At 73.1% G+C, this 22,101-nt stretch carries 17 protein-coding genes and 1 CRISPR repeat array (1 of these 18 only partly in view); of the genes, 8 read left to right on the plus strand and 9 right to left on the minus strand.

Annotated features, from left to right (window positions below; translation table 11 throughout):
- Positions 1 to 281: 281 nt before the first annotated feature.
- From UO65_RS14500 to UO65_RS14525, 6 genes are all read right to left on the minus strand, one after another.
- The gene (locus UO65_RS14500; protein ID WP_233427577.1) at positions 282 to 1,679 is read right to left on the minus strand and encodes a glutamine synthetase; all 1,398 of its coding nucleotides are present in this window, start codon (positions 1,677 to 1,679) and stop codon (positions 282 to 284) included.
- Positions 1,680 to 1,707: 28 nt separating this feature from the next.
- On the minus strand, positions 1,708 to 3,468 hold the full coding sequence (locus tag UO65_RS14505; RefSeq protein WP_035282878.1) for an IucA/IucC family protein: 1,761 nt from the start codon (positions 3,466 to 3,468) through the stop codon (positions 1,708 to 1,710).
- The gene (locus UO65_RS14510; RefSeq protein WP_052021178.1) at positions 3,465 to 4,745 is read right to left on the minus strand and encodes a lysine N(6)-hydroxylase/L-ornithine N(5)-oxygenase family protein; all 1,281 of its coding nucleotides are present in this window, start codon (positions 4,743 to 4,745) and stop codon (positions 3,465 to 3,467) included. Before UO65_RS14510 ends, UO65_RS14505 begins: the two co-directional genes overlap by 4 nt.
- Positions 4,742 to 6,085, minus strand: coding sequence for a pyridoxal phosphate-dependent decarboxylase family protein (locus tag UO65_RS14515; protein ID WP_035282879.1), 1,344 nt, complete (start codon positions 6,083 to 6,085; stop codon positions 4,742 to 4,744). Before UO65_RS14515 ends, UO65_RS14510 begins: the two co-directional genes overlap by 4 nt.
- A gap of 110 nt (positions 6,086 to 6,195) precedes the next feature.
- Entirely contained in the window at positions 6,196 to 7,038 is an 843-nt protein-coding gene (locus UO65_RS14520) for a bifunctional 5,10-methylenetetrahydrofolate dehydrogenase/5,10-methenyltetrahydrofolate cyclohydrolase (protein ID WP_035282880.1), read from the minus strand.
- The gene (locus UO65_RS14525) at positions 7,031 to 7,651 is read right to left on the minus strand and encodes a cyclodeaminase/cyclohydrolase family protein (protein WP_035282881.1); all 621 of its coding nucleotides are present in this window, start codon (positions 7,649 to 7,651) and stop codon (positions 7,031 to 7,033) included. Before UO65_RS14525 ends, UO65_RS14520 begins: the two co-directional genes overlap by 8 nt.
- A 38-nt stretch (positions 7,652 to 7,689) precedes the next feature.
- Here UO65_RS14525 and UO65_RS14530 point away from each other — a divergent pair, with 38 nt between their 5' ends.
- The 6 genes from UO65_RS14530 (at position 7,690) to UO65_RS14555 (ending at position 12,872) form a co-directional block, all read left to right on the plus strand.
- Positions 7,690 to 8,916 (plus strand): bifunctional folylpolyglutamate synthase/dihydrofolate synthase, encoded by a 1,227-nt coding sequence (locus UO65_RS14530; protein WP_052021179.1) that lies wholly within the window; start codon positions 7,690 to 7,692, stop codon positions 8,914 to 8,916.
- Between the two features lie 178 nt (positions 8,917 to 9,094).
- Positions 9,095 to 10,306 carry a helix-turn-helix domain-containing protein gene (locus UO65_RS14535; RefSeq protein ID WP_035282882.1) on the plus strand — a complete coding sequence of 404 codons (1,212 nt, stop codon included), beginning with the start codon at positions 9,095 to 9,097 and terminating at the stop codon, positions 10,304 to 10,306.
- A gap of 133 nt (positions 10,307 to 10,439) precedes the next feature.
- On the plus strand, positions 10,440 to 10,673 hold the full coding sequence (locus tag UO65_RS14540; RefSeq protein ID WP_035282883.1) for a hypothetical protein: 234 nt from the start codon (positions 10,440 to 10,442) through the stop codon (positions 10,671 to 10,673).
- A complete protein-coding gene (locus UO65_RS14545) occupies positions 10,670 to 10,912 on the plus strand; it encodes a hypothetical protein (RefSeq protein WP_035282885.1) in 243 nt (80 codons plus the stop codon). Before UO65_RS14540 ends, UO65_RS14545 begins: the two co-directional genes overlap by 4 nt.
- Before the next feature lie 93 nt (positions 10,913 to 11,005).
- On the plus strand, positions 11,006 to 11,956 hold the full coding sequence (locus UO65_RS14550; RefSeq protein WP_035282887.1) for an LLM class F420-dependent oxidoreductase: 951 nt from the start codon (positions 11,006 to 11,008) through the stop codon (positions 11,954 to 11,956).
- An 88-nt stretch (positions 11,957 to 12,044) separates the two neighbouring features.
- Positions 12,045 to 12,872, plus strand: a complete 828-nt coding sequence (locus UO65_RS14555; protein WP_063935942.1) for a helix-turn-helix domain-containing protein — start codon at positions 12,045 to 12,047, stop codon at positions 12,870 to 12,872.
- A 55-nt stretch (positions 12,873 to 12,927) separates the two neighbouring features.
- Here UO65_RS14555 and UO65_RS14560 read toward each other — a convergent pair whose 3' ends face one another.
- A complete protein-coding gene (locus UO65_RS14560; protein WP_035282889.1) occupies positions 12,928 to 15,000 on the minus strand; it encodes a S9 family peptidase in 2,073 nt (690 codons plus the stop codon).
- Positions 15,001 to 15,134: 134 nt separating this feature from the next.
- Here UO65_RS14560 and UO65_RS14565 point away from each other — a divergent pair, with 134 nt between their 5' ends.
- The gene (locus tag UO65_RS14565) at positions 15,135 to 16,586 is read left to right on the plus strand and encodes a S1C family serine protease (protein ID WP_233427578.1); all 1,452 of its coding nucleotides are present in this window, start codon (positions 15,135 to 15,137) and stop codon (positions 16,584 to 16,586) included.
- Between the two features lie 52 nt (positions 16,587 to 16,638).
- On the opposite strand, the gene UO65_RS14570 is transcribed toward UO65_RS14565, so the two are convergent.
- Both UO65_RS14570 and UO65_RS14575 read right to left on the minus strand, forming a co-directional pair.
- Positions 16,639 to 18,129 carry a CoA-acylating methylmalonate-semialdehyde dehydrogenase gene (locus tag UO65_RS14570; protein ID WP_035282891.1) on the minus strand — a complete coding sequence of 497 codons (1,491 nt, stop codon included), beginning with the start codon at positions 18,127 to 18,129 and terminating at the stop codon, positions 16,639 to 16,641.
- Positions 18,126 to 19,433, minus strand: a complete 1,308-nt coding sequence (locus UO65_RS14575; RefSeq protein ID WP_035282893.1) for an aspartate aminotransferase family protein — start codon at positions 19,431 to 19,433, stop codon at positions 18,126 to 18,128. Before UO65_RS14575 ends, UO65_RS14570 begins: the two co-directional genes overlap by 4 nt.
- A 96-nt stretch (positions 19,434 to 19,529) precedes the next feature.
- Between UO65_RS14575 and UO65_RS14580 the strand changes: the two genes are divergently transcribed.
- Positions 19,530 to 21,140 (plus strand): PucR family transcriptional regulator, encoded by a 1,611-nt coding sequence (locus UO65_RS14580; RefSeq protein WP_035283028.1) that lies wholly within the window; start codon positions 19,530 to 19,532, stop codon positions 21,138 to 21,140.
- Between the two features lie 42 nt (positions 21,141 to 21,182).
- Positions 21,183 to 22,101: a CRISPR direct-repeat array (repeat unit 28 nt; unit sequence GGAACAGCCCCGCTCGCGCGGGGAAGAC); it runs 268 nt beyond the window's last position.

The following is a 22,101-nucleotide window of genomic DNA, read 5'->3' on the forward strand; positions in this document are numbered from 1 at the left end:
TCCCCCACCCAAGCACATCCACCCACCCGGGCATTCTGGCGCCGGGCCGGCGGTATGGGGATCATCGGCGGCTGCGCCGGTGGGGTTTCTGGTGACCTGGGGGCGGGCTGGCGTTGCGAGCCGGCATTGCAGGGTGGCTGGCAAGTGGGGTGGCGGTGGCGAGTGCGCCGGTGGTGTTCAGCCTGGTCGGCTGGGGGTCTGCGGGGTTCGGGGCGGGTGGTTGCCGGGTCGGTGGGTTCGTGCTGGTCGGCGGGGCTCGTGGTTCAGGGGCTTGGCGCTGGTCAGGCGCGGAGGTCGCCGTGGGTGCGGTGCCAGGGGGTGACGGGGTCCAGGGATTGGGTGAGTTCTTCGGTGAAGATGGCCAGTTTGTGGGCGATGACCTCCTCGCCCAGCAGGGTGGGGGCGAGTTTGGAGGTGGCGAGGCGGTGTTGGGCCTCCCAGGGGGTTCGGGCGAGGTCGCCCTGGACGCGGCCCTCGGGTGGGGGGTCGAGGCGGTCGGTGATGCCGGAGAGGCCTGCGGCGAGGAGGGCGGCGACGACCTGGTGGGGTTGGGCGTCGGCGCCTGCGAAGCGGGCCTCCAGGCGGAGGTTGGGGCCCTGGCCGGCCAGGCGGACCGCCGTGGTGCGGTTGTCGGTGCCCCAGCCGACCTGGCGGGGGGAGAACGGTGCCGTGCGGAGCCTGACGTAGGAGTTCCAGGTGGGGGCCCAGAACGCCGTCAGGTCCGGGGCGGCTCGGAGGACACCCGCCAGGAAGTGGCCGAAGAGGGTGGACATTTCCGTGGGGCGGGCTCCCGCGCCCAGAGGGGCACCGCCGGGGTCGTTCAGGGAGACGTGCACGTGGCAGGAGCTGCCGGTGTTGGGGGCTTCGGCGGCGAGGTAGCCGGCTCGGACGCCCACTGCGGCTGCGGCGGCTCGGACGGCCAGTTGTTGGAGCATGGCGTCGTCGCAGGCGGCGAGGGGGTCTCGGTGGCGGAGGACGTACTCGTACTGGGCGGGGTGGACTTCGCCCCGGGCGGATTCCAGGCCGAGGTCCAGTTCGTCGAGTGCTGTGTCCACTGCGGACAGGACGGTGCGCAGCGGGGTCAGCGCGTGGACCGCGTAGTCGAGGCCGGTGGGGGTGAGCGGGGTTCCCTCGGGGGTGGTGAAGGTGACCTCGTGCTCGATGCCGACGGACGGGACGACACCGACCTGTTCCAGGGCGGCGAGTTGGTCGCGCAGGGTGGTGCGGGGGGCTTCCGGGACGGGGCGGCCGTCGGGCCACTCGACGTCGCAGACCACCAGCCAGGTGGCGGGGCGGCCGGGGGCGGGGGCGAGGGTGGCGAGGTCGGGGCGGAGGCGGAGGTCGCCGTAGCCGCCGAGGAACTGGTCGACGGCGGGGGCGTTGATGACCTCGCGCTCAGCGTTGGTGCCGAACAGGTAGGCGCACATGCCGTAGCCGCTGGGCAGGACGGAGTCGACGAAGAAGGGGGCGCCCAGTTCGACCGCGTCGAAGCGGGCGTGCGGGTCGGGGACGAGGCAGACGACGCGGCGGATGCTGCCGTCGGCGACCGCGTCGCGGAGTCGGCCCGCGAGGGCGGAGGCCTTGCGGGCGCGGTCGGCGAGTGGGCGGGGGCCGACCGGGCGGCGGTGGTCGAGCAGGGTCATCTGGCGGTCTCCGGGTGGGGCGGGCACGGGGGCCACGCGTCCACTGTGGTCGATGGGGGTCGGGTCACCAGGCGCCCTGGGGGTCCGGGGCGGCGAGGGGGTTGCGGGCGCGGCCGGAGCGGACGTCGAACTCGTCGTCCCGGTCGATCTTGTCGAAGCCCTGGCCCGCGAGGTGTTCGCGGTTGAGGCAGACGCGTTCGACGTCGGGGGCGAACAGGCCGCAGGCGTCGAACCGGGTGGTGGTGGCCGGGTGCGCGTCGCGGTAGGCGGCGACGATTTCGCGGACGTGGGACCACAGGCGGGGGCGGGGGTAGTCCAGGTCGTCGTAGAGGATTTCGGCGAGGAACCTGAGTTGGCCCGCGAAGACGGAGCTGAACAGCGATTGCACCAGGAGGTGGGCGGGCCAGCGGAGCATGTCCGCCGAGGCGGCGGTGCCGAGCAGTTCGTAGGCGGGGAGTTGTTCGTCGAGCAGGTCCACGCCCTGGGCGAAGTCCTTGATGGCCACGCGCAGGGGCACCCCATCCCCGTCCGTGATGAGGATGAGGTTCTGGCCGTGGGGGCAGAAGCCGACGCCGTGTTCCAGGAGCCAGTGCAGCAGTGGGGTCAGCGCGAGGTCGAGGGTGCGGCGCAGCCACTCGTCGGCGGTCAGGCCGGAGGAGGTGATCAGGTGCGCGATGACGGACTCGCCGTCGGGGCCCCGGTACGGCAGTGCGGCGAACGACAGGGCCCGCTCCCCCGGTGCCAGGCGGGTGCGGATCGGTTCCCGCCACAGCGCGCCCAGGGTCTCGTGGAACCGGTACGGCAGTTCCTCGACCGCGCCGAACAGCGGGTGCCGCACCGACACGCTGGCCACCTCGCCGAGCAGGTCGAAGCGGTACTCGTCGCGCAGCAGCGGGTCGGACTCGTGGACGGTGCGCAGCCAGGTGGTGACCTCCGGCGCGGCCAGGGTCGCCGCCGAGGCCAGGCCCCGGTAGACGAGGGTGTTGCGGACCGACACCGCCGTCTTGACGTCGCGGCGGGCGGGGTCGGTGGTGTTGGCCAGGGTCCGCACGGTCTGGTGCGGCCGGTACCGGTCGCGGCTCTCCCCCACCGGGACGACCACGCCGGTGGCCACCTCGGCTGCGTAGAGGGTGCCGATGATCTCGTCCGCCTGCCACGGGTGGACCGGGACCAGCACGTAGTCGTGCGGGGAGTCCAGCTTGGCGCGGAACTCGGCGAGCAGTTCGGCGCCGAGTTCGTCGGTGAGCAGGCTGTCGGCGGTGAGCCCGTCGACGCAGCGGAAGGCGGCGTGGTCGCGGTGCACGGCCAGCCACGGCAGGGCGAACGTGCGGCCCGACTCGGGGGCGTAGCGGTCGCGGTCGGTGGCGGAGAAGCCGACGCGGCCCTTGTTGAGCACGATGCGGGGGTGGCCGGTGAGGTGGCTGTCGGCGGTGTCGTAGTCGAGGGTGAGCAGTTCCGCGGCGGTGACCGCGCGGTCGAGGCGGGCGGCCTCGTTGGCGACGGTGGCGGTCAGCTCGGCCAGCACGTCGGCCAGCCGCAGCCCGGTGAGGCCCAGTTCGGCGCGGGCGTCGACGACGAGCGCGCGCGGGTCGTCGGCGGGGGCGCCGTCGCGGGTGGCGCTGCCCGCGCGGACCGACCAGGACTCGAAGGCGCCCGGTCGGGCGGCGAACCGGTAGACGGCGCCGCCCGCGAGGTCGAGCCGCCAGGGGCGGTGGCCGCGGTCGTCCGGTTCGCCGTCGGGCACCGGGCGCAGCAGGCCCTCGTAGCTGAGTTCGCCGAGCGCCTTGTGGGTCACCAGTGACCCGGCCTCGCGCCACGCCGTCACGTCGCACTCCCCTCGGTTGTCGAGTCCCCAGTGAACCCGAAAGTGGTGTAGGCCGTGCGCTCCGGGAGTCGGTGCACGACCCGCCCGCAGACCGAGTTCAGGATCGTCGCCGCCCGCCACGCGGCCAGTCCCAGGTCCGGTGCGCCCACCCCGTGCGTGTGGCGTTCGGCGTTCTGCGCGTAGAGGCGGCCAGCCACCCCCGGGCGCAGCGCGACCCGGTAGTCACCGTCCACGACGAGCTTGCCCTCGTCGTCGTGGGCGGGCAGGTCGCCGAGGAGCCCGCCCAGGTCGCGCTCCGCGTAACCCGTGGCGCACACGACCTCGGTGGTGCGCAGCGAGCTGGTCGTCCCCTGGTCGACGTGCCGCAGCCGCAGCCGCACCCCGTCCGGTGCCCCGGTCGCCGCCACGACCTCGACGCCGGGGGCGAGGGTGGCGTCGGGCCAGCCGCCGCCGACCGTGCGCCGGTACAGCTCGTCGTGGATCTCGGCGATGGTCTCGGCGCTGATCGCCTTGTGGAGCTGCCACTGCGCGGGCACCAGGGCGGCGCGGACCGGGCCTGCGAGACCGCGGAAGTAACGGGTGTAGTCGGGGGTGAACTGCTCCAGCCCCAGCTTGGAGTACTCCATCGGCGCGAAGGCCCTGGTCCTGGTCAGCCAGCGCACCGCGCCCCGGCGGCGGCGGAGCAGGTCGAGGAACACCTCGGCGCCCGACTGCCCGGAGCCGATGACGGTGACGTCGTCGGCCTCGACCAACCGGTCACGGGCGGCGAGGTACTGCGCGGAGTGGGTCACGCGGTCCAGTCCCCGTAGTAGTTCCGGTAGTACGGGACCGGTTCCCACACCCAGGACGACCGAGCGCGCGAGAACCCGCTCACCGCCCACATCGAGTACGAACGCCTCTTCGGTGTCGGACCACCGGACGGACTCCACCGGGCTGTCGAACCGGCAGGGCAACCGGCGCGCGGCCCACCGGCAGTAGTCGTCGTACTCCGCGCGCGGGATGTGGAACTTCTCGGCGAAGTAGAACGGGAACAGGCGGTCGTGCGCGCGCAGGTAGCTCAGGAACGACAACGGGTGCGCGGGCTCGACCAGGCTGACCAGGTCGGCCAGGAACGGCACCTGGAGCGTCGTCCCGTCGATCATCATCCCCGGGTGCCACCGGAACCCGGGTTCGCGCTCGAAGAAGGCGGTCGACAGCCCGTCGACGCCGTCGGCGAGCGCAGCCAGCGACAGGTTGAACGGGCCGACGCCGATGCCCGCGAGGTCGAGCGGGGTCATCCCGCCCGCCCGGCGACGAGGTCCAGCAGCGGCGCGTAGTCCTCGACCGCGGTGTGCGGGTGCAGCAGCGTCAGCTTGAGCCACAGCTCGCCGTCGACCTGGGCCCGGCCGAGCACGGCGGTGCCCGAGCTCAGCAGGTCGCGGCGGATCTCGGCGACCCGGGCGTCGGGGGCGTCGACCGGCCGGAACAGGACCGTCGACAGCGTCGGCTCCGCCCACAGCCGCAGCCGGGGGTGGGCGCGGACGGCACCGGCGACGGCGGTGGCGGTGTCGCAGCAGTGGTCGACCAGGGCGCCGACCCCGGAGCGGCCCAGCGCGCGCAGCGTGACGGCGATCTTGAACGCGTCCGGGCGGCGGGACGTGCGCAGCGAGCGGCCGAGCAGGTCGGGCAGGCCGGCCTCGGTGTCGTCGTCGGCGCTGAGGTAGTCGGCGCTGGTGCTCAGCGCGCGCAGGACCCCGGAGTCGGCGCAGACGAGCAGGCCCGCCGCGATCGGCTGCCAGCCGAACTTGTGCAGGTCGAGGGCGACGGAGTCGGCCTGGTCGAGCGCGGGCAGGGACCGGCGGTCGCTGAACAGCAGCGCGCCGGCGTAGGCGGCGTCGACGTGCAGCCACGCCCCGGCCGCGCGGGCGGTGGCGGCGATCTCGGGCAGCGGGTCGAGGGCGCCGGTGTTGGTGGTCCCCAGGGTGGCCACGACCACGGCCGGGCCCGCGACCCGCGCCAGTGCGGCGCCGAGCGCGGCCGGGTCCACCCGGTCGTCCACGCAGTCGACCGGCACCGGCTCGGCCAGCCCCAGCAGCCAGGCCGCGCGGGCGACGCTGTGGTGGGCGTTGCGCCCGCAGACGACCGTCACCCGCCCCAGGGTCTCCCTGGCGAGCAGCAGCGCGATCAGGTTCGACTCGGTGCCGCCGGTGGTGACCAGCGCGTCCGGCGCGGGGGCCGCCGGGTGGCAGAGCCGGGCCAGTCCCCTGGTCAGCTCGCCCTCCAGCTCGCTGGCCACCGGCGCCTGGTCCCAGGAGTCCATCGACGGGTTGAGCACGCTGGCCACCAGGTCTGCCGCGGCGGCCACGGCCAGCGGCGGGCAGTGCAGGTGCGCCGCGCACCACGGGTCCGCCGGGTCGGCCGACCCGGCGGCGAACCGCCTGGTCAGCGCGGCCAGCGCGGCGACCGCGCCGATCCCGGTGGCGGGCACCGGGTCGTCGGCGACGGCCAGCGCCGCGGGTCCGCCCGCGGGCACCGGCCCGCCGCGCTGGCGAGCCCCCTCGGCCAGGGCGTCCAGCGCCACCGACACCAGGGCGCGCACCGCGTCCGGCGCGGCCAGGGCCGCGGGCTCGTAGGTCATCTGACCCCTTCGACGTCGACAAGTGAGGCAACCCTTACCGACAATACGAGTGGATCAACCCCGGGGCGATGGTGACGTGCCCCGCACGCCGAAGACCACCCTCGGCGGGCTCAGAAGCCGCCCTCGGCCGCCGCCACCGCGTGCCGCAGCAGCAACGCCGTGGTCACCGGCCCGACGCCGCCCGGAACCGGGGACAGCACGCCCGCGACCCCGTCGACCGACGCCGCCTCGACGTCGCCGACGAGCGACCCGTCCGCCGCGGTGTTCGTGCCCACATCAATCACGACCGCGCCCGGCGCCACGTGCTCGGCGGTCACGAAGTCCGCCCGTCCGATGGCCACGACCAGCACCTCGGCCGTGCGCGCGACGGCGGGGAGGTCGACGGTCCGCGAGTGCGTCACGGTCACCGTGGCGTCGGCGCGCAGCAGCAGTTGCGCGACCGGCTTGCCGACCACGGCGCTGCGCCCGATGACGACCGCGCGCTTGCCGCTGAGCGGCACCCCGTGGTGGGCCAGCAGCTCCAGGCACGCCTCGGCGGTGGCCGGGGCGAACGCCGGGGTGCCGATGACCAGGTTGCCCGCGCTGACCGGGCTCGCCCCGTCGATGTCCTTGGCGGCCGGGATGAGGTGCGCCAGGTCGGTGAGGGACACGCCCTTGGGCAGCGGCGTCTGGAGGATGATGCCGTGCGTGCCGTCGTCGGCGGCCAGCTCGGTCAGCGTGGCCGCGATCGCCTCGACGGTGGGGTTCTCCACGGTGTGGATGACCGCGCGGACCCCGACCTTCTCGGCGGCCTTGACGATCGACCGCACGTACCAGAGCGTGCCGTCGTCGTCGGTGGCCACGACGATGGCCAGCGCCGGGGTGACCCCGGAGGCGGTGAGCTTCGCGGCGCGCTCGGCGACGTCCGCGCGGATGGCGGTGGCGAGTGCCTTGCCGCTCAGGTTCTCAGCCACGCAGACCCTCCCGGACGCGCTCGACGATCCCGCGGGCGCGCTCGATCGCCCCGGTCAGCTCGGTGACGGTGGCGCGCAGGCCGTCGGCGACCTCGGCGTCCTTGATCGAGGCCACGTTGATCTCGATGTTGACGATCGCGGACTCCAGCGCGGCGGCGGCGCTGGAGGCGGCCACGGCCACGTCGGAGACGACGTTCGGGTTGCCCCGCTCGACCAGGCCGTCGGCCAGCTCGACGATCCGGGTGGCGACCCGGCCGACCTCGGCGGGCGGCTGCGCCGCGCCGCGCAGCGCGGCCTGGATCGCGGTGCGGCGGGCGGCCTTGTCCTCGTCGGTGGCGCGGGGCAGGCCGTAGGCGGCGCCGACCGCGGCGAACGCCTCGGCGTCGGCGGCGGCCAGGGCGAGGGCCTGCTCGCGCAGCAGGTCGGACTCGGCCTTGACGGCCAGCATGTCGGCTTCGCGGTCGGCCCACTTGCCCCCGGTGGTGTACGAGCTCACCATGCCGACCAGCGAGGCGCCGGTCGCGGCCAGCAGCGCGGCCGCGCCGCCCCCGCCGGGCGTGGGGGTACGATCCCCGAGTTCGGCGAGCCACGAGCCGATAGTCGAATCCTTCATGGCCCGGATAGTAACCGGGCTCGCCGATCGGGAGACGCGTGCGGGAGCGGCGGGACTTCAGGTCCCTGGACGAGGCCGCGGCCGAGCTGTACCGGTTCGTCCCGGGCAGCGCCGCGCTGCGCGTCGGCTACTCCCTCGACCGGCTGCGGTCCTTCCTCGACGGCATCGGCGCACCGCAGGACCGCCTGCGGGTCGTGCACGTGGCGGGGACCTCCGGCAAGACCTCCACCGCCTACTTCGCCCGCGCCATGCTGCAGGAGGCCGGGCTGCGCACGGGGCTGACCGTGTCGCCGCACATCACCTCGGTCACCGAGCGGGTGCAGGTCGACGGGGAACCGTTGCCGGAACCGGTTTTCCTGGAGCTGCTGGGCCGGTTCCTGCCGAAGGTGACCGGGCCGCTGACCTACTTCGAGGTGCTGGTCGCCTTCGCCTACTGGGCGTTCGCCGAGCTGGGTGTGGACGTCGCGGTGGTCGAGACCGGACTGGGCGGCCTGCTCGACGGGACCAACACCGCCACCCGGGCCGACAAGGTGTGCGCGATCGGCGACATCGGCCTCGACCACACCGAGGTCCTGGGCGAGACCCTGCCAGAGATCGCCGCGCAGAAGGCCGGGATCATCCACCCCGGCAACACCGCGCTGCTGCTGGCGCAGGACCCGGTGGCCATGGCCGTCGTGCGCGAGCACGCCGACCGGGTGGGCGCGGCGCTGACCGTGGTGCACGACGAGGGCCCCGCCGACCTGCCGCTGTTCCAGCGCCGCAACTGGTCCCTGGCCAGGGCGGCGACGTCGGCGGTCCTGGGCCGGGCGGTGACGCCGTCGGCGCTGGTGTCCGCGCAGCCGCCGGGCAGGCTGGAACAGTACGGCGACCTGGTGCTCGACGGCGCGCACAACCCGCAGAAGCTCGACGCGCTGCGGGAGAGCCTGGCCGAGCGCGGGGTGACCTCGGCGGCGGTGCTGGCCAACCTGCTGGTGTCGCCCCCGGCGAAGCTGGACGCCGCCCTGCTGGCGCTGCTCCCGCTGGCGGCCCACCTGGTGGTCCCGGAGTTCACCGTGCTCGGCGACCTGCCGAAGCGCTCCGTGCCCGCCGTGGAACTGGCCGAGCGGGCCACCGCGCTGGGGTTCGCCTCGGTCGAGGTGTGCCCCGGGCTGGCGGAGGCGCTGGCCGCGCTGCGGGGCCGGCCGGAGCCGACGCACCTGGTCACCGGGTCGCTCTACCTGGTCAGCCAGGTGCGGGCGCTGCTGTCGGACCCAGGGCACAGGTGACCGACCGATTCGTGGGCGTGGCCCCGGGCGATGGTGGAGAACAGGTCCGCGCGGCGCGCTGAACGCCCCGGCCGGACATTCGTCCCATGTGGAGGGTAGAGCGCATCCGGTTCGTCCGAACGGGTTCGCTTGCCCACCCGGCCTACCATGGAAGCACAAGCCGTGGAAGGGGCGACTGATGCACACCGATCACAGCATTGGGCACCGGCTCAAGGAACTGCGCGAGTGGCGGGGCCTGACCCAGACCGTGCTGGCGGACCTCGCGGGCCTGTCCCGCTCACACGTGACCAACATCGAGAACGGCAGGCGCGCGGTCGACAAGCGGTCGGTGCTGGAAGCGCTGGCCGCCGCACTGCGCGTGGCGCCCTCGGAACTGGCGGGCCAACCGATCCCCCGATCGGACCAACTGTCCAGCGAGGCACATGCCGGAATCGTCGCGGTATCAGCCGCGCTGAGTGATTACGAACTCGGTCAGCCCTCTGACGTTGCCGTTCGACCATGGGATTCCGTACTGGCCGAAATCCGCAAGATGAACACGGAGATACTCCCCCGATGCGATTACATAGCCCTGGGGTTGATGGTTCCCAAGCTGATTGCGGACCTCCATGCGAGTTACAACGACGATCCGAAAAATCGCCGCCAAGCACTCGAAGGAATGATATACGCCTATCGCGCAGCGCGGAGCCTGACCTACTTCCAAGGGGTCCAGGGACTTCCCCAACTCGCGGCACACCACGCTCGCCGGGCAGCCGAGGAACTCGACGAGCCGCACTGGCTCGGCCTGGCCACGTGGATCAAGATCCTCAACACCGCAAACGGCAGCAGCAGGAAGCGCAACTACGATCTCACGCTCGCCACGCTCAACACCCTTGAGCCGCACATGGACTCACCCGAGGTCGCGCAAATCTACGGAATGCTGCACCTCCATGGCGCACTGACCAGGGCGACCCAAAAAAACCGACCCGAGACGGATGGCCACCTCGACGAGGCAGCCGCTGTCGCACATCGGCTCCCTGACGACGTGAACCCCTTCGCGGGTTTGCAGTTCGGTCGGACGAACGTCGGCATCTGGCGCATCGGCCTGGGGGTTGAAATGGGCGACGGGGCCAAGGTGGCCGAGACAGCCCGTCACGTGCACATCGAAAGCATGCCGTCACTGGAACGACAAGGGATGTTCTACGCCGACCTCGGCCGGGGGCTTGCCTGCGACAAGCGCACACGACCGCAGGCAGTCGCGGCATTGGCCAAGGCCGAGAAGATCGCTCCACAACGAATGCAGGGAAATCCTTTCTTCCGCGAGACTGTCATCGACCTGGTTCGCAAAGCGAAGCACGACAGCGTCGGCCGGGAGCTGCGGGGCATGGCCTACCGCATGGGGGTCACCGCCTGACCTTTCGGGTGAATTCGCCGGTGGATTCATCGCGAAACACCGCGGGCACGCCCACGGCATAGCGTGGTCTGCGACAGGCCGGGGGCGGCTGCCCCCGGCCACCGCCACTTCGAGCAGCACACGGACGCCACCCATGACAATCGGGACAGCCGACAACCCACTCCTGCCCGGAACGCCGACCATTCCGGTTTCCTTCGTCACCGCCCTCCAGACCCTCGTCACCACAGCCCACCAGATCTACTACTCCCTGGAAATGGGCCTGCTCAACCCGGCCGAGGTCGAACGGCTGGAAAGCCTGGAAACCAGCGTCCTGCACACCTGCCACCGCCTGCTCGCCGAGCAGATCACCCGGACCGGAGCAGCGTGAGCGCCACCACGCCACCCAGCCAGATCTGCTTCATCCACGGCAACCTCATCGACGTGCGCATCTACCCGGCCCAGATCCTGGCCGCCCTCAGCCGGGGCGAACTCACCCTCAACCAGCTGGCGGAATTCGGCACGGCCCTCAACGACTCGACGACCGCCCTGCGGTGGTTGCTCGACCACCCCGACGCGCAGGAGACCCGAGACCTCATGGAAGAACTGACCCTGCCGGATTTCCGGTAGGGCCTGCGCGGAGCCCCCCGCCCGTGCGCACGACCACCTCCGCCGATGCGCTACCACGCGGTAGGGTCGGCCGAACTCGGACGAGGAGGTCGCATGGCTCGGTGGGGTATCACGTTGCCGTTGACCGGGGTGCCGCTGGCGGCGCACCGCGAGCTGGTCAAGGAGCTGCCGGACCTCGGGTACACCGACGCCTGGACGGCCGAGACGGCGGGCACCGACGCGTTCACCCCGCTGGCGTTGGCCGCCGAGTGGGCGCCGGAGCTGCGGCTGGGCACCGCCATCGTCCCGGTCTACACCCGTGGTCCCGGGCTGCTGGCGATGAGCGCGGCCACCATCGCCGAGCTGGCCCCCGGCCGGTTCGCGCTGGGCATCGGCACCTCGTCGCCGACGATCGTGCGGGGGTGGAACGCCGCCGAGTTCACCGAGCCGTTCAAGCGGACCCGGGACACGCTGCGGTTCCTGCGCTCGGCCCTGGCCGGGGAGAAGGTCAGCGCCGAGTACGACACCTTCGCCGTGTCGAAGTTCCGGCTGGAGCGCCCGCCCGCCACCGCCCCGGAGATCCTGCTCGCCGCGCTGCGGCCGGGGATGCTGCGGTTGGCCGCGCGCGAGGCCGACGGGGCGATCACCAACTGGCTGGGCGCGGGCGACGTGCCGAAGGTGCGCGCCGAGCTGGGGTCGGACGCCGAGCTGGTGGCGCGGGTGTTCGTCTGCCCGACCGAGGACGCCGAGGCGGCGCGGGGGCTGGGCAGGCTGCTGATCAGCAGCTACCTGACCGTCCCGGCCTACGCCGCCTTCCACGACTGGCTCGGCCGCGGTGAGCTGCTGCGCCCGATGCACGAGGCGTGGGCGGCGGGCGACCGCAAGGCCGCCAACGCGGCCATCCCCGACGAGGTGGTCGACGACCTGGTCGTGCACGGGTCGCCGGAGAGCTGCCGGGAGCAGGTCCAGTCCTACGTGGACAACGGGCTGACCACCCCGGTCATCGCCGTGCTGCCCACCGCGGCCGACCCGGCCGAGATGGTGCGGGCGCTGGCGCCGAAGTAACCGGCTCTCGCGCTGGATTTCAAGTCCTGCAACCATTCCACCATCTGCGGCGGTTGCTTCGCGGCCCGGGAGTGCCCATTGTGGCCGCATGAGTGAACGACTGTCCGCGCGGATGCGGGCGCTCGCCACCGAGCTGACCACGCTGCGGGTCCGCTCCGGGCTGACCACCCGGGGCGCCGCCCGGCGGCTGGGCATCTCCTCGGCGAGCCTCAACCGCACCGAGAACGCCAAGCGCGAGGCCTCCACCGAGGAACTGGGCGGCATGCTGGCCGTCTACGGCGCCACCACCGACGACCGCAGGGCGGTGCTGGAACTGGCGGGCGAACTCCCCGTGCCCGGCTGGCTGGGGATGGCGCCGGACCCGGCCGCGCTGGCCCGGTTCGAGGCGCAGGCGACCACGATCGTCGACTTCGCCCCGACCTCGGTGCCCGGGCTGCTGCAGACCGCCCAGTACGCCCGGGCCGCGCAGGCGCAGAGCATGGCGTTCGGCACCGCGCTGGAGCAGCGGGTGAGCGCCAGGGTGGGGCGGCAGGCGGTGCTGTCGAAGCTGTCCGCGCCGGAGTACGTGGCGTTCCTGGACGAGGCGGTGCTGCGCAGGCCGGTGGGCGGCGGGGTGGCGATGGCCGCGCAGATCCGGTGGCTGATCAGCCGGGCGCGGCAGTCCAACGTGACCGTCCGGGTGGTGCCGTTCCGGCACGGCGGCTACCGCAACCCGGGGCGGTTCGCGGTGCTGCGCTTCCGCAAGTCGTCCCCGCTGGTCTACCTGGAACACGAGGGCTCCTCGGGCTTCTTGGACGCCCCCGAGCACGTCGAGCTGTTCACCGCGATCACCGCCACCATCGCCTCAGCGGCGCTTGATCATATCGATTCGGTGAACTTGATGACCCGGATCGCGGCCGATCACGACCGGAGCTGAAACGGCGGCGGCGGGGAACCCGTTCTGCCACCGGGGTTCCCCGCCGCCGCGGCGCTCAGACGCCGAGGGCGCCCTTGAGCCAGCGCAACTGCATCAGCATGAAGTTCTCCGCCACGTCGTCCTCCTGTGGGGCCATGTGCGTGACCCCGGGCAGCGGCAGCAGGGCGTGCGGGCGGCCCGCCGCCACCAGCGCGGTGGACAGCCGCAGCGAGTGCGCGACCACCACGTTGTCGTCGGCGAGGCCGTGGATCAGCAGCAGCGGCCGGTCCAGGTTGGGCGCGTCGTCGATGAGCGAGTTGCGGTCGTACACTTCGGGCCGCTCGTCGGGGTGGCCGAGGTAGCGCTCGGTGTAGTGGGTGTCGTACAGGCGCCAGTCGGTGACCGGGGCACCGGAGATGGCGGCGTGGAACACCTCGGGGGCGCGCAGCACGGCGAGCGCGGACAGGTAGCCGCCGTAGGACCAGCCGCGGATGCCGACCCGGTCCAGGTCGAGGTCGGGGTGCTCGGCGGCGACGGCGTGCAGCGCGTCGACCTGGTCGGCCAGGGTGACGCCCGCGAAGTCGCCTGCGATCGCCCGCTCCCACTCCGGGCCGCGCCCCGGCGTGCCGTGGCCGTCGGCGACGAGGACGGCGAAGCCCTGGTCGGCCAGCCACTGCGGGTTCACGAAGGCGTTGCGGGTGGAGAGCACCCGCTGCGCGTGCGGGCCGCCGTAGGGGTCCATCAGCACCGGGACCTTGGTGCCCGGGACGTGCCCGGTCGGGTACAGCAGGCCCACCCGCAGCCCGCGCTCGCCGACGGTGAGCAGCCGGACGTCGGGCACGATCGGCGGCTCGGTGGCCAGGCTCGTGACGGTGCCGATCTCCTCGCCGCCGCGCAGCACCCGCACCTTCGGCCCGGCCCACTCCAGCGACCAGGACACCAGCACGATGACGTCGCCCGCCCGGGTCGCGCTGTGCACTCCGTCCTCAGTGGACACCCGGTTCGGGCCGGACGTGTAGACGTGGACCTGGGTGGGGTCCTCGGCGGAGGCGGTGAACAGGACGTCGTCGCCGACGTGCAGCACCGAGCGCACCTGGAGGTCGCCGCTGACGCACTCCTCACCGACGAACAGCCGGTTCGCACCGTCGCGGGCGGCGATGCGGACCAGGTCACCGCCCGGGGTCCACGCGGGCACCCCGGGGGAGATCTCCACCCAGGTGTCGTCGGTCTCGGTGTGCAGCAGCTCGGTGGCGCCGGTGTCCGGGTCGACGGCGCGGACCTCGACCGTCTTCTGGTCGCGGGACTGCACGGCGATCAGCGGCTTGCCCGCGGCCGACCAGTGCACCGCCACCAGGTACGGGGTGGCCCGGTTGTCCCAGTCAACCGGGACGCGGGTGCCGTCGAGGCCGATGACCTCCAGGCGGACGGTCACGTTGTCGGTGCCCGCGGCCGGGTAGGACACCACGTGCGGGGTGGCGGCGGGATCGGCCGGGTCGGCGATGTGCCAGCGCCGCACCGCGCTCTTGTCGGCGTGCGCGACCAGCAGCCGGGTGCCGTCCGGGGACCACCAGAAGCCGCGCGAGCGCCCCATCTCCTCGGCGGCGATGAACTCGGCCAGCCCATAGGTCTCGTCCGGGCCGCCGGGCTCGGCCAGCGCCCGGTCGTCGGCGCCGTCGACGCCGACCACCCGCAGGGCACCCCCGGACACGTACGCGACGTGCGTGCCGCCGGGGTCGGGCCGCGGGTCGATGATCGGGGTGGCGGTGGCCACCTCGCCCGCCGCGCCGGTCAGCGCGTCGGCCACGAACAGCCGCCCGGACAGCGCGAACGCGCACACCCGGGCAGCGGCGTCGGTGGCGTTGCCCATCACGCCGCCGCCCTGCTCGCGGGAGCGCTCGCGCCGGGCCCGCTCCTCGGCCGACAGCTCCTCGGTGCCGCCCAGCAGCAGCTCGCCGGGGTCACCCAGCCGGGTCTCCTGCCCGGTGGACAGGTCCTGCACCCACAGGGCGTGCGTGCGGTCCTCCCCGGAGGACGACCGCAGGAACAGGACGTGGCTGCCGTCGGCGGCGATGCGGAACTCGCGGGGGGAACCGAGCGTGAAGCGCTGGGTGCGCGCCTGGAGCCGGAGGAAGGAGGTGTCACTGGTCACGGCCCCCAACCTAGTCGGGCGGACCGGTCGGGGGGACCCGACGATCCGCTGCCGCCGGGGGCGGGCCCGCTCTCTTGGGCAATCCCTCGCCTGCGCACAGGTTGTTCTCAAGATCCGGCGGGAGAGTCCATGCCATGACGAACCCCGGACCGCAGCAGCCGAACGAGACCCCCGAACCGCGCGCCGCGTGGCAGCCCCCCGCGAACCCCGGCGGTTCTTCCCAGCCGTGGCAGCAGCCCGCCGGTCGAGTCGAACCCGGCCACCCGCAGCAGCGCCCAGCCCCGCAGACGCCCCAGCAGGCAGCCCCCGGTCCGCAGTCCCCGCCCGCCCCCGGCGCCCAGCCGCAGGCCGGACAGCACGCCCCCACCTCGGCGCAGCACCCCGGCGTGCACCAGGCCGGGCAGCAGGCGCAGCACCCCGGCGCCCACATGCCGCAGGCACCGCATTCCGGTGGCCACCAGCCCCTGGTCGGGCAGCACAACCCGGCCGCCGCGCAAGCGGCCCACCCGCAGGCAGCGGCCGAGCAGGGGCGGGGCGAACAGGCCGGGTACGGGCACCGGCCCAACGGCCACCAGCCACCGCCATCGGCGCAGCACCCCGACGGCAGGCCCCTGGTCGGGCAGCACGACCCGGCCGCCGCGCAGGCGGGTCATGCGCGGGGCGGGCCTGCTCAGGCCGCTCACCCGCAGGCGGCGGGTTCCGAGCAGGGCCGGGGTGGGCAGGCCGGGTACGGGCAGCAGATCCCCGCCTTCTACCAGCGGCAGGTGCTGCCGCAGCCGAGGCAGGGCAGGCTCCGGCGGGGCGCGGTGGCGCTGGTGGCGGCGTCGGTGCTCGGCGCGGGTCTGCTCGGCGGGGCGGCGGGGGCGGTCATCGGCTCCGACGGCGCGTCCACCGCGACCTCGACCACCGCCACCTCGAACGCGGCGCCGCTGTCGGCGACCACGGCCACCGACGTGTCCGCCATCGCCGCGAAGGTAATGCCGAGCGTCGTGCAGATCACCGTGCGGCTGGGCAACGCCGAGGGCATCGGCTCCGGTGTGGTGCTCAGCGCCGACGGCCGCATCCTGACCAACAACCACGTGGTCGAGGGCGCCCGCGACATCACGGTCACCTTCTCCGACGGCAAGACCGCCCCGGCCACCGTCGTCGGCTCCGACGCTGGCGCGGACCTCGCGGTCATCCAGGTCCAGGGCGTCAGCGGGCTGACCGCCGCCACCCTGGGCGACTCGTCGGCGGTCAGGGTCGGTGACCAGGTGATCGCCATCGGCTCCCCCGCCGGTTTGCAGGGGACGGTGACCACGGGCATCGTCAGCGCCCTCGACCGCGACGTGAACATCGGCTCGGAGGGCCCCACCAGCCGCGTGTCCGGCGGTTCGACCGTGTCCTACAAGGCGATCCAGACCGACGCCTCGATCAACCAGGGCAACTCCGGCGGACCGCTGTTCGACACCGCGGGCCGGGTCATCGGCATCAACTCCGCCATCTACTCCCCCGTGTCCACCTCGGACGGCGCGGCGGGCAGCGTCGGCATCGGCTTCTCGATCCCGATCGACACCGCCGAGCAGGTGATCTCCAGGATCGGCTGAACCCACCCGTGCCCGAGCCCGCCTCCCCGGACGGACTCGGGCACCGGCTCGCCTAGGTGTTGCGGGGGAAGCCCAGGTTGACGCCGCCGTGGGAGGGGTCGGGCCAGCGGCTGGTGACGACCTTGGCCCGGGTGAAGAAGTGGATGCCGTCGGGGCCGTAGGCGTGGGTGTCGCCGAAGAGGGAGTCCTTCCAGCCGCCGAAGGAGTAGTACCCGACCGGGACCGGGATGGGGACGTTCACGCCGACCATGCCCACCTCGACCTCGTTCTGGAAGCGCCGGGCGGCGCCGCCGTCCTTGGTGAAGATCGCGGTCCCGTTGCCGTAGGGGTTGGCGTTGACCAGGTCCAGCGCCTCCGAGTACGACTGGGCACGGACCACGCAGAGCACGGGGCCGAAGATCTCGTCCCGGTAGAGGGCCGTGTCGGGGCGGACGTGGTCGAAGAGGGTGGGACCGAGCCAGAAGCCGCCCGCGTCCCCGTCGACCTCGTGGTCGCGGCCGTCGACGGCGAGGGTGGCGCCCTCGGGGTTCTCGACGTAGGAGACGACCCGGTCGCGGTGCGCGGCGGTCACCAGCGGCCCCATCTCGCAGCCGGAGCGCCTGCCGTCACCCACCTTGAGCCCACCGATGCGGTCGGTGATCCGGGCCACCAGGTCGTCGCCGACCGGGTCGACGGCGACGACCACCGACACCGCCATGCAGCGCTCGCCCGCGGAGCCGAACCCGGCCGAGACCGCCGCGTCCGCCGCCAGGTCCAGGTCGGCGTCGGGGAGCACGACCATGTGGTTCTTCGCGCCGCCGAGGGCCTGCACGCGCTTGCCGTTGCGGGTGCCGGTCTCGTAGACGTACCGGGCGATGGGGGTGGAGCCGACGAAGGAGATGGAGCGCACGTCGGGGTGCTCCAGCAGGCCGTCGACCGCGGCCTTGTCGCCGTGCAGGACGTTGAGCACACCGGCGGGCAGCCCGGCCTCGGCGAACAGCTCGGCGATGAACACCGCCGCCGACGGGTCCTTCTCCGATGGTTTGAGCACCACCGCGTTCCCGCACGCCACCGCGTTCGGCACGAACCACAGCGGCACCATCGCCGGGAAGTTGAACGGCGAGATCACCCCGACCACGCCGAGCGGCTGCCGGATCGAGTACACGTCCACGTTGCCCGACACGTTCTCGCTGTACCCGCCCTTGAGCAGCGTCGGCACCCCGCACGCGAACTCGACGGCCTCCAACGCCCGCTGCACCTCGCCCGCCGCGTCGTCGAGGACCTTGCCGTGCTCGGCGGTGACGATCTCGACCAGCTCGGCGCGGCGCGCGTTGAGCAGCTCGCGGAATCCGAAGAGGACGCTCGACCGGCGGGCCAGCGACGCGTCCCGCCACCCCGGGAAGGCGGCGCGGGCCGCGGCCACCGCCGCCTCGACCTCCGCAGGCCCGGCGAAGTCGACGTGCCCGGCCACCCGACCGGTCGCCGGGTCGAACACCTCGCCCGTCCGCTCGGCGGTGCCCGACCAGGCCCTGCCGTCGATCCAGTGCGTGATCAGCCTGCTCACTCGCCCTCCCCGACCGCCGCGACGGCGTGGCCGAGCGCGTCGAGCGCCTCGTCCACCTCGTCCTCGGTGAGCGTCATCGGCGGCGCCAGCCGGATGACGTTGTTGTGCAGACCGCCCTTGCCGACCAGCAGACCGTGGGCCCTGGTCTGCTCCAGCACGGTCACCGCCGCGGCCGGGTCGGGTTCGCGGGTGCCCGGCTCGACCAGCTCGACGGCGAGCATCAGGCCCTTGCCGCGCACGTCCCCCACCACCGGGTTGCCCGCGGCGATGTCGTGCAGGCCCGCGCTCAAGCGGGCTCCCATCTTGGCGGCGTTGCCCTGGAGGTCGTTGTCCAGCAGGTAGTCCAAGGCCGCTTTGGCGCCCGCGGTGGCGAGCGGGTTGCCGCCGAAGGTGGAGATGGAGTTGGCGGTGAAGCAGTCCATGACGTCGCCGCGCGCGACCACGCCGCCGATGGCCAGGCCGTTGCCCAGGCCCTTGGCGAAGGTCATCACGTCGGGGGTCACCCCGTGGGCGGAGATGCCCCAGAAGTGGTCACCGGTGCGGCCCCAGCCGGTCTGCACTTCGTCGGAGATCAGCAGGATGCCGGTCTCGTCGAGCACCTCCTTGAACGCCCCGAACAACCCGTCGGGCGGGGAGCTGAACCCGCCGACGCCCTGGATCGGCTCGACGATCATGCAGGCCACGTCGCCGGAGGTGGTGGTCAGCAGGACCTCGCGCAGGTCCTCGACGCAGGCGGCGACGTAGTCGGCGTCGGGCAGGTGGCCGAACGGGCTGCGGTAGCGGTAGCCGCCGTGCACGTGGCTGACCTTCACCGGGGAGAGTGAACTCGTGGACCACCCGCGGTTGCCGGTGATGCCGACCGTGCCGAAAGCGCGACCGTGGTAGGAGTTGCGCAGCGCCAGGACCTGGTTGCTGCGGCGGAACTGGGTGGCCAGCATCAGGGCGGTCTCGTTGGCCTCGGTTCCGGAGTTGGTGAAAAACACCTTCGCGTCCGGGATGCCGGACAGTTCCGCGATCTTCTCCGCCAGCTCCACCTGCTGCCGGATCAGGTACAGCGTCGAGGTGTGCAGCACCCCGGTGTCGAGCTGGCGGCGGATCGCGCCGCTGATCTCGGGCACGTCGTAGCCGATGGCGTTGGTCAGGATGCCCGCGAAGAAGTCGAGGTAGGTGGCGCCGGTCGAGTCGGTCACCCGCCTGCCCCCGGCGCGGGTGATCTCGATCGGGTCCCGGTAGTAGAGGGCCAGCCAGGACGGCAGCACGGCCCGGTGGCGGTCGATCAGCGGAGTCTGCTCGGTGTCGGCCATGGTCGCGAGTGTGACCGCCCGCCGACCCCGGCGCCATGGACACAGTGTGCCGGTCGAACCACCCCGACCGCACAACCTGTTCCCTACACTGTGCCGGTGTACCCCACGGTCTCGGAAGTCCTCGCCCTGCCCGTGTTCCGCCACGGCGCCCCGACCGTGGTGGCCGGGGCGGCGGGCCTGTCGTCGCGGGTGCGCTGGGTGCACGCGGCCGAGGTCGCCGACATCGCGGGCCTGCTGCGCGGCGGCGAACTCGTCCTCACCACCGGCATCGCCCTCCCCGACGACCCAACCGGCCTGACCCGCTACGTCGACGACCTGGCCGACGTCGGCGCCGCGGGCCTGGTGGTCGAACTGGTCCGCCACTGGAGCGACGCCCTGCCCCCCGCCCTCGCCTCGGCCGCCGAGCGGCGCGGGCTGCCCCTGGTCACGCTGGGCCGGGAAACCCGGTTCGTCGCGGTGACCGAGGCCGTCGCCGAGCTCATCGTGGACGCCCAGGTCGCGGAACTGCGGGCGGCCGGGCAGGTGCACGAGACGTTCACCGCCCTGACGGTCGCCGGGGCGGAACCCGCGGAGGTGCTGCGGGAGGTGACCCGGTCGGCGGGACTCCCGGTCGTCCTGGAAACCCTGGGCCACGACGTGCTGGCCTACGACACGGCGGGCGGCGCACCGGGGGAACTCCTGGCGGACTGGGCGCAGCGGTCCAGGAACGTGATGCTGTCGGAACGAACGGGCTACCACGCGCAGGCGGGCTGGCTGGTCACGGTGGTCGGCGCCCGCGGCAACGACTGGGGTCGACTGGTCCTGCTGTGCCCGTCGGAACCCGCGCACCGGCACGTGGTCATCGCCGAACGGGCGGCGTCAGCGCTGGCGGTGCACCGGTTGGCGGCCCGGGACCGGGAGGGGCTGGAACGGCACGCGCACCGGACGCTGCTGGCGGAACTGCTGGCCTCCCCGACACCGCCGGGGGACCTCGTGGCCCGCTCGGAGGCCCTGGGAATCCCGCTGCGGGGCAGGCGACTGATCGGCGTGTGCGTGCGCCCATCGACAACGGTGGGGACAGCGCACGCCATGGCCGTGGCGGAAACCCTGCGCGACCTCGCCGAGGCAACAGCGCTGGCAGCGCGCCGCGCCCGGGTCGCAGCCCTGGTCGGCATCGTGGACGACGTCAGCGTCCGCACCCTGCTGTCGCTGACCACGGCGGCCGATGTGGACGGTGTGCTCAACCGCCTGTCGCGCGAACTGCACCAGCCGGTGGTCCTGGCCGCGGGCACCACGGTCACCGAGGTGGGCCAAGCCCGCCGCAGCCTCACCGAAGCCGCCCACGTCGCCCAAGCCGCCCTGAGCACCCCCTCACCGAAACCCTTCCACCGCCTCCAGGACGTCCGCCTCCGAGGCCTCCTGCACCTCCTGGCCGACGACGACCGCCTGCTCGCCTTCGCCGACCGCGAACTTGGCGCCCTCGCCGCCAGGGACAAGGCGCACGGCAGCCGCCTGATGGACACCCTCCGCCACTACTGCGCCCACGGCGGCAACAAGTCCGCCGCTGCTGCGGCGGCGCACATGTCCAGGACGGCTTACTACCAGCAGTTGGCGCGGATCGAACAGGTCCTGGGTGTATCCCTGGAATCGCCGGAATCGGTGCTGTCCCTGCACGTCGCCCTGCTGGTCACCGAAATCCGCACGAACCGACGCCCGGCGACCGAGTGAGAGGGCCGCTTGGGATTGCCACCTGGCACGGCACTGCCGTATGGAACAGCCCCGCTCGCGCGGGGAAGACCTCGGGTGAATCCGGTCGTCCGCGTCGCGCCCGGGAACAGCCCCGCTCGCGCGGGGAAGACTACCGGGCAACCCGCACCGCGACCGGCCGCCTCGGAACAGCCCCGCTCGCGCGGGGAAGACACCGACCCGGGGGCGCCCCAGTTGTTGTTGCTGGGAACAGCCCCACTCGCGCGGGGAAGACAGCCTGAATCTCCTGGCGCAGTCGCTCCCGTTCGGAACAGCCCCGCTCGCGCGGGGAAGACGACCACCTGCTGGGGCGAGAGGCTATAACGCCGGGAACAGCCCCGCTCGCGCGGGGAAGACCGCTCGCTGTCCGCCGACGAAGCCAACTGGGGCGGAACAGCCCCGCTCGCGCGGGGAAGACCTGTGGGGGTGAGCGTGGAACCCATGGACGAACGGAACAGCCCCGCTCGCGCGGGGAAGACGAGATCGAGGTTGCCCGCCGGTACGTCGCCGCCGGAACAGCCCCGCTCGCGCGGGGAAGACCTTGGCGGTCGCCCGCTTCCGGGTCTCCTCCAGGGAACAGCCCCGCTCGCGCGGGGAAGACCAGGGCAAGCCGAGTCCCATCACCCCGGTGGAGGGAACAGCCCCGCTCGCGCGGGGAAGACTTCACCGCCCAGGATGTGGCTGTGGCCATGGTGGGAACAGCCCCGCTCGCGCGGGGAAGACCCACCCAAGACCGCCCAGCAGGTGGGGGCCCCGGGAACAGCCCCGCTCGCGCGGGGAAGACGACCGGCCGCGCCACAGGATGCCGACCACGTCGGGAACAGCCCCGCTCGCGCGGGGAAGACCCTCACCGCGATCATCGCCAGCCGCACGGCACGGGAACAGCCCCGCTCGCGCGGGGAAGACCTCGGGGAGCACCTGCTGGGGCTGTACGACCGGGGAA

Source organism: Actinokineospora spheciospongiae (assembly GCF_000564855.1).
Taxonomy (GTDB): Bacteria; Actinomycetota; Actinomycetes; order Mycobacteriales; family Pseudonocardiaceae; genus Actinokineospora; species Actinokineospora spheciospongiae.

Bases quoted from the DNA above. Each gene is read 5' to 3' on its own strand.
- UO65_RS14535 (WP_035282882.1), top strand. From the start codon at position 9,095: ATGCACACCGATCACAGCATTGGGCACCGGCTCAAGGAACTGCGCGAG.
- UO65_RS14565 (WP_233427578.1), top strand. From the start codon at position 15,135: ATGACGAACCCCGGACCGCAGCAGCCGAACGAGACCCCCGAACCGCGC.
- UO65_RS14525 (WP_035282881.1), bottom strand. From the start codon at position 7,651: ATGAAGGATTCGACTATCGGCTCGTGGCTCGCCGAACTCGGGGATCGT.
- UO65_RS14575 (WP_035282893.1), bottom strand. From the start codon at position 19,433: ATGGCCGACACCGAGCAGACTCCGCTGATCGACCGCCACCGGGCCGTG.
- UO65_RS14515 (WP_035282879.1), bottom strand. From the start codon at position 6,085: ATGACCTACGAGCCCGCGGCCCTGGCCGCGCCGGACGCGGTGCGCGCC.
- UO65_RS14540 (WP_035282883.1), top strand. From the start codon at position 10,440: ATGACAATCGGGACAGCCGACAACCCACTCCTGCCCGGAACGCCGACC.
- UO65_RS14510 (WP_052021178.1), bottom strand. From the start codon at position 4,745: ATGACCCCGCTCGACCTCGCGGGCATCGGCGTCGGCCCGTTCAACCTG.
- UO65_RS14555 (WP_063935942.1), top strand. From the start codon at position 12,045: ATGAGTGAACGACTGTCCGCGCGGATGCGGGCGCTCGCCACCGAGCTG.
- UO65_RS14550 (WP_035282887.1), top strand. From the start codon at position 11,006: ATGGCTCGGTGGGGTATCACGTTGCCGTTGACCGGGGTGCCGCTGGCG.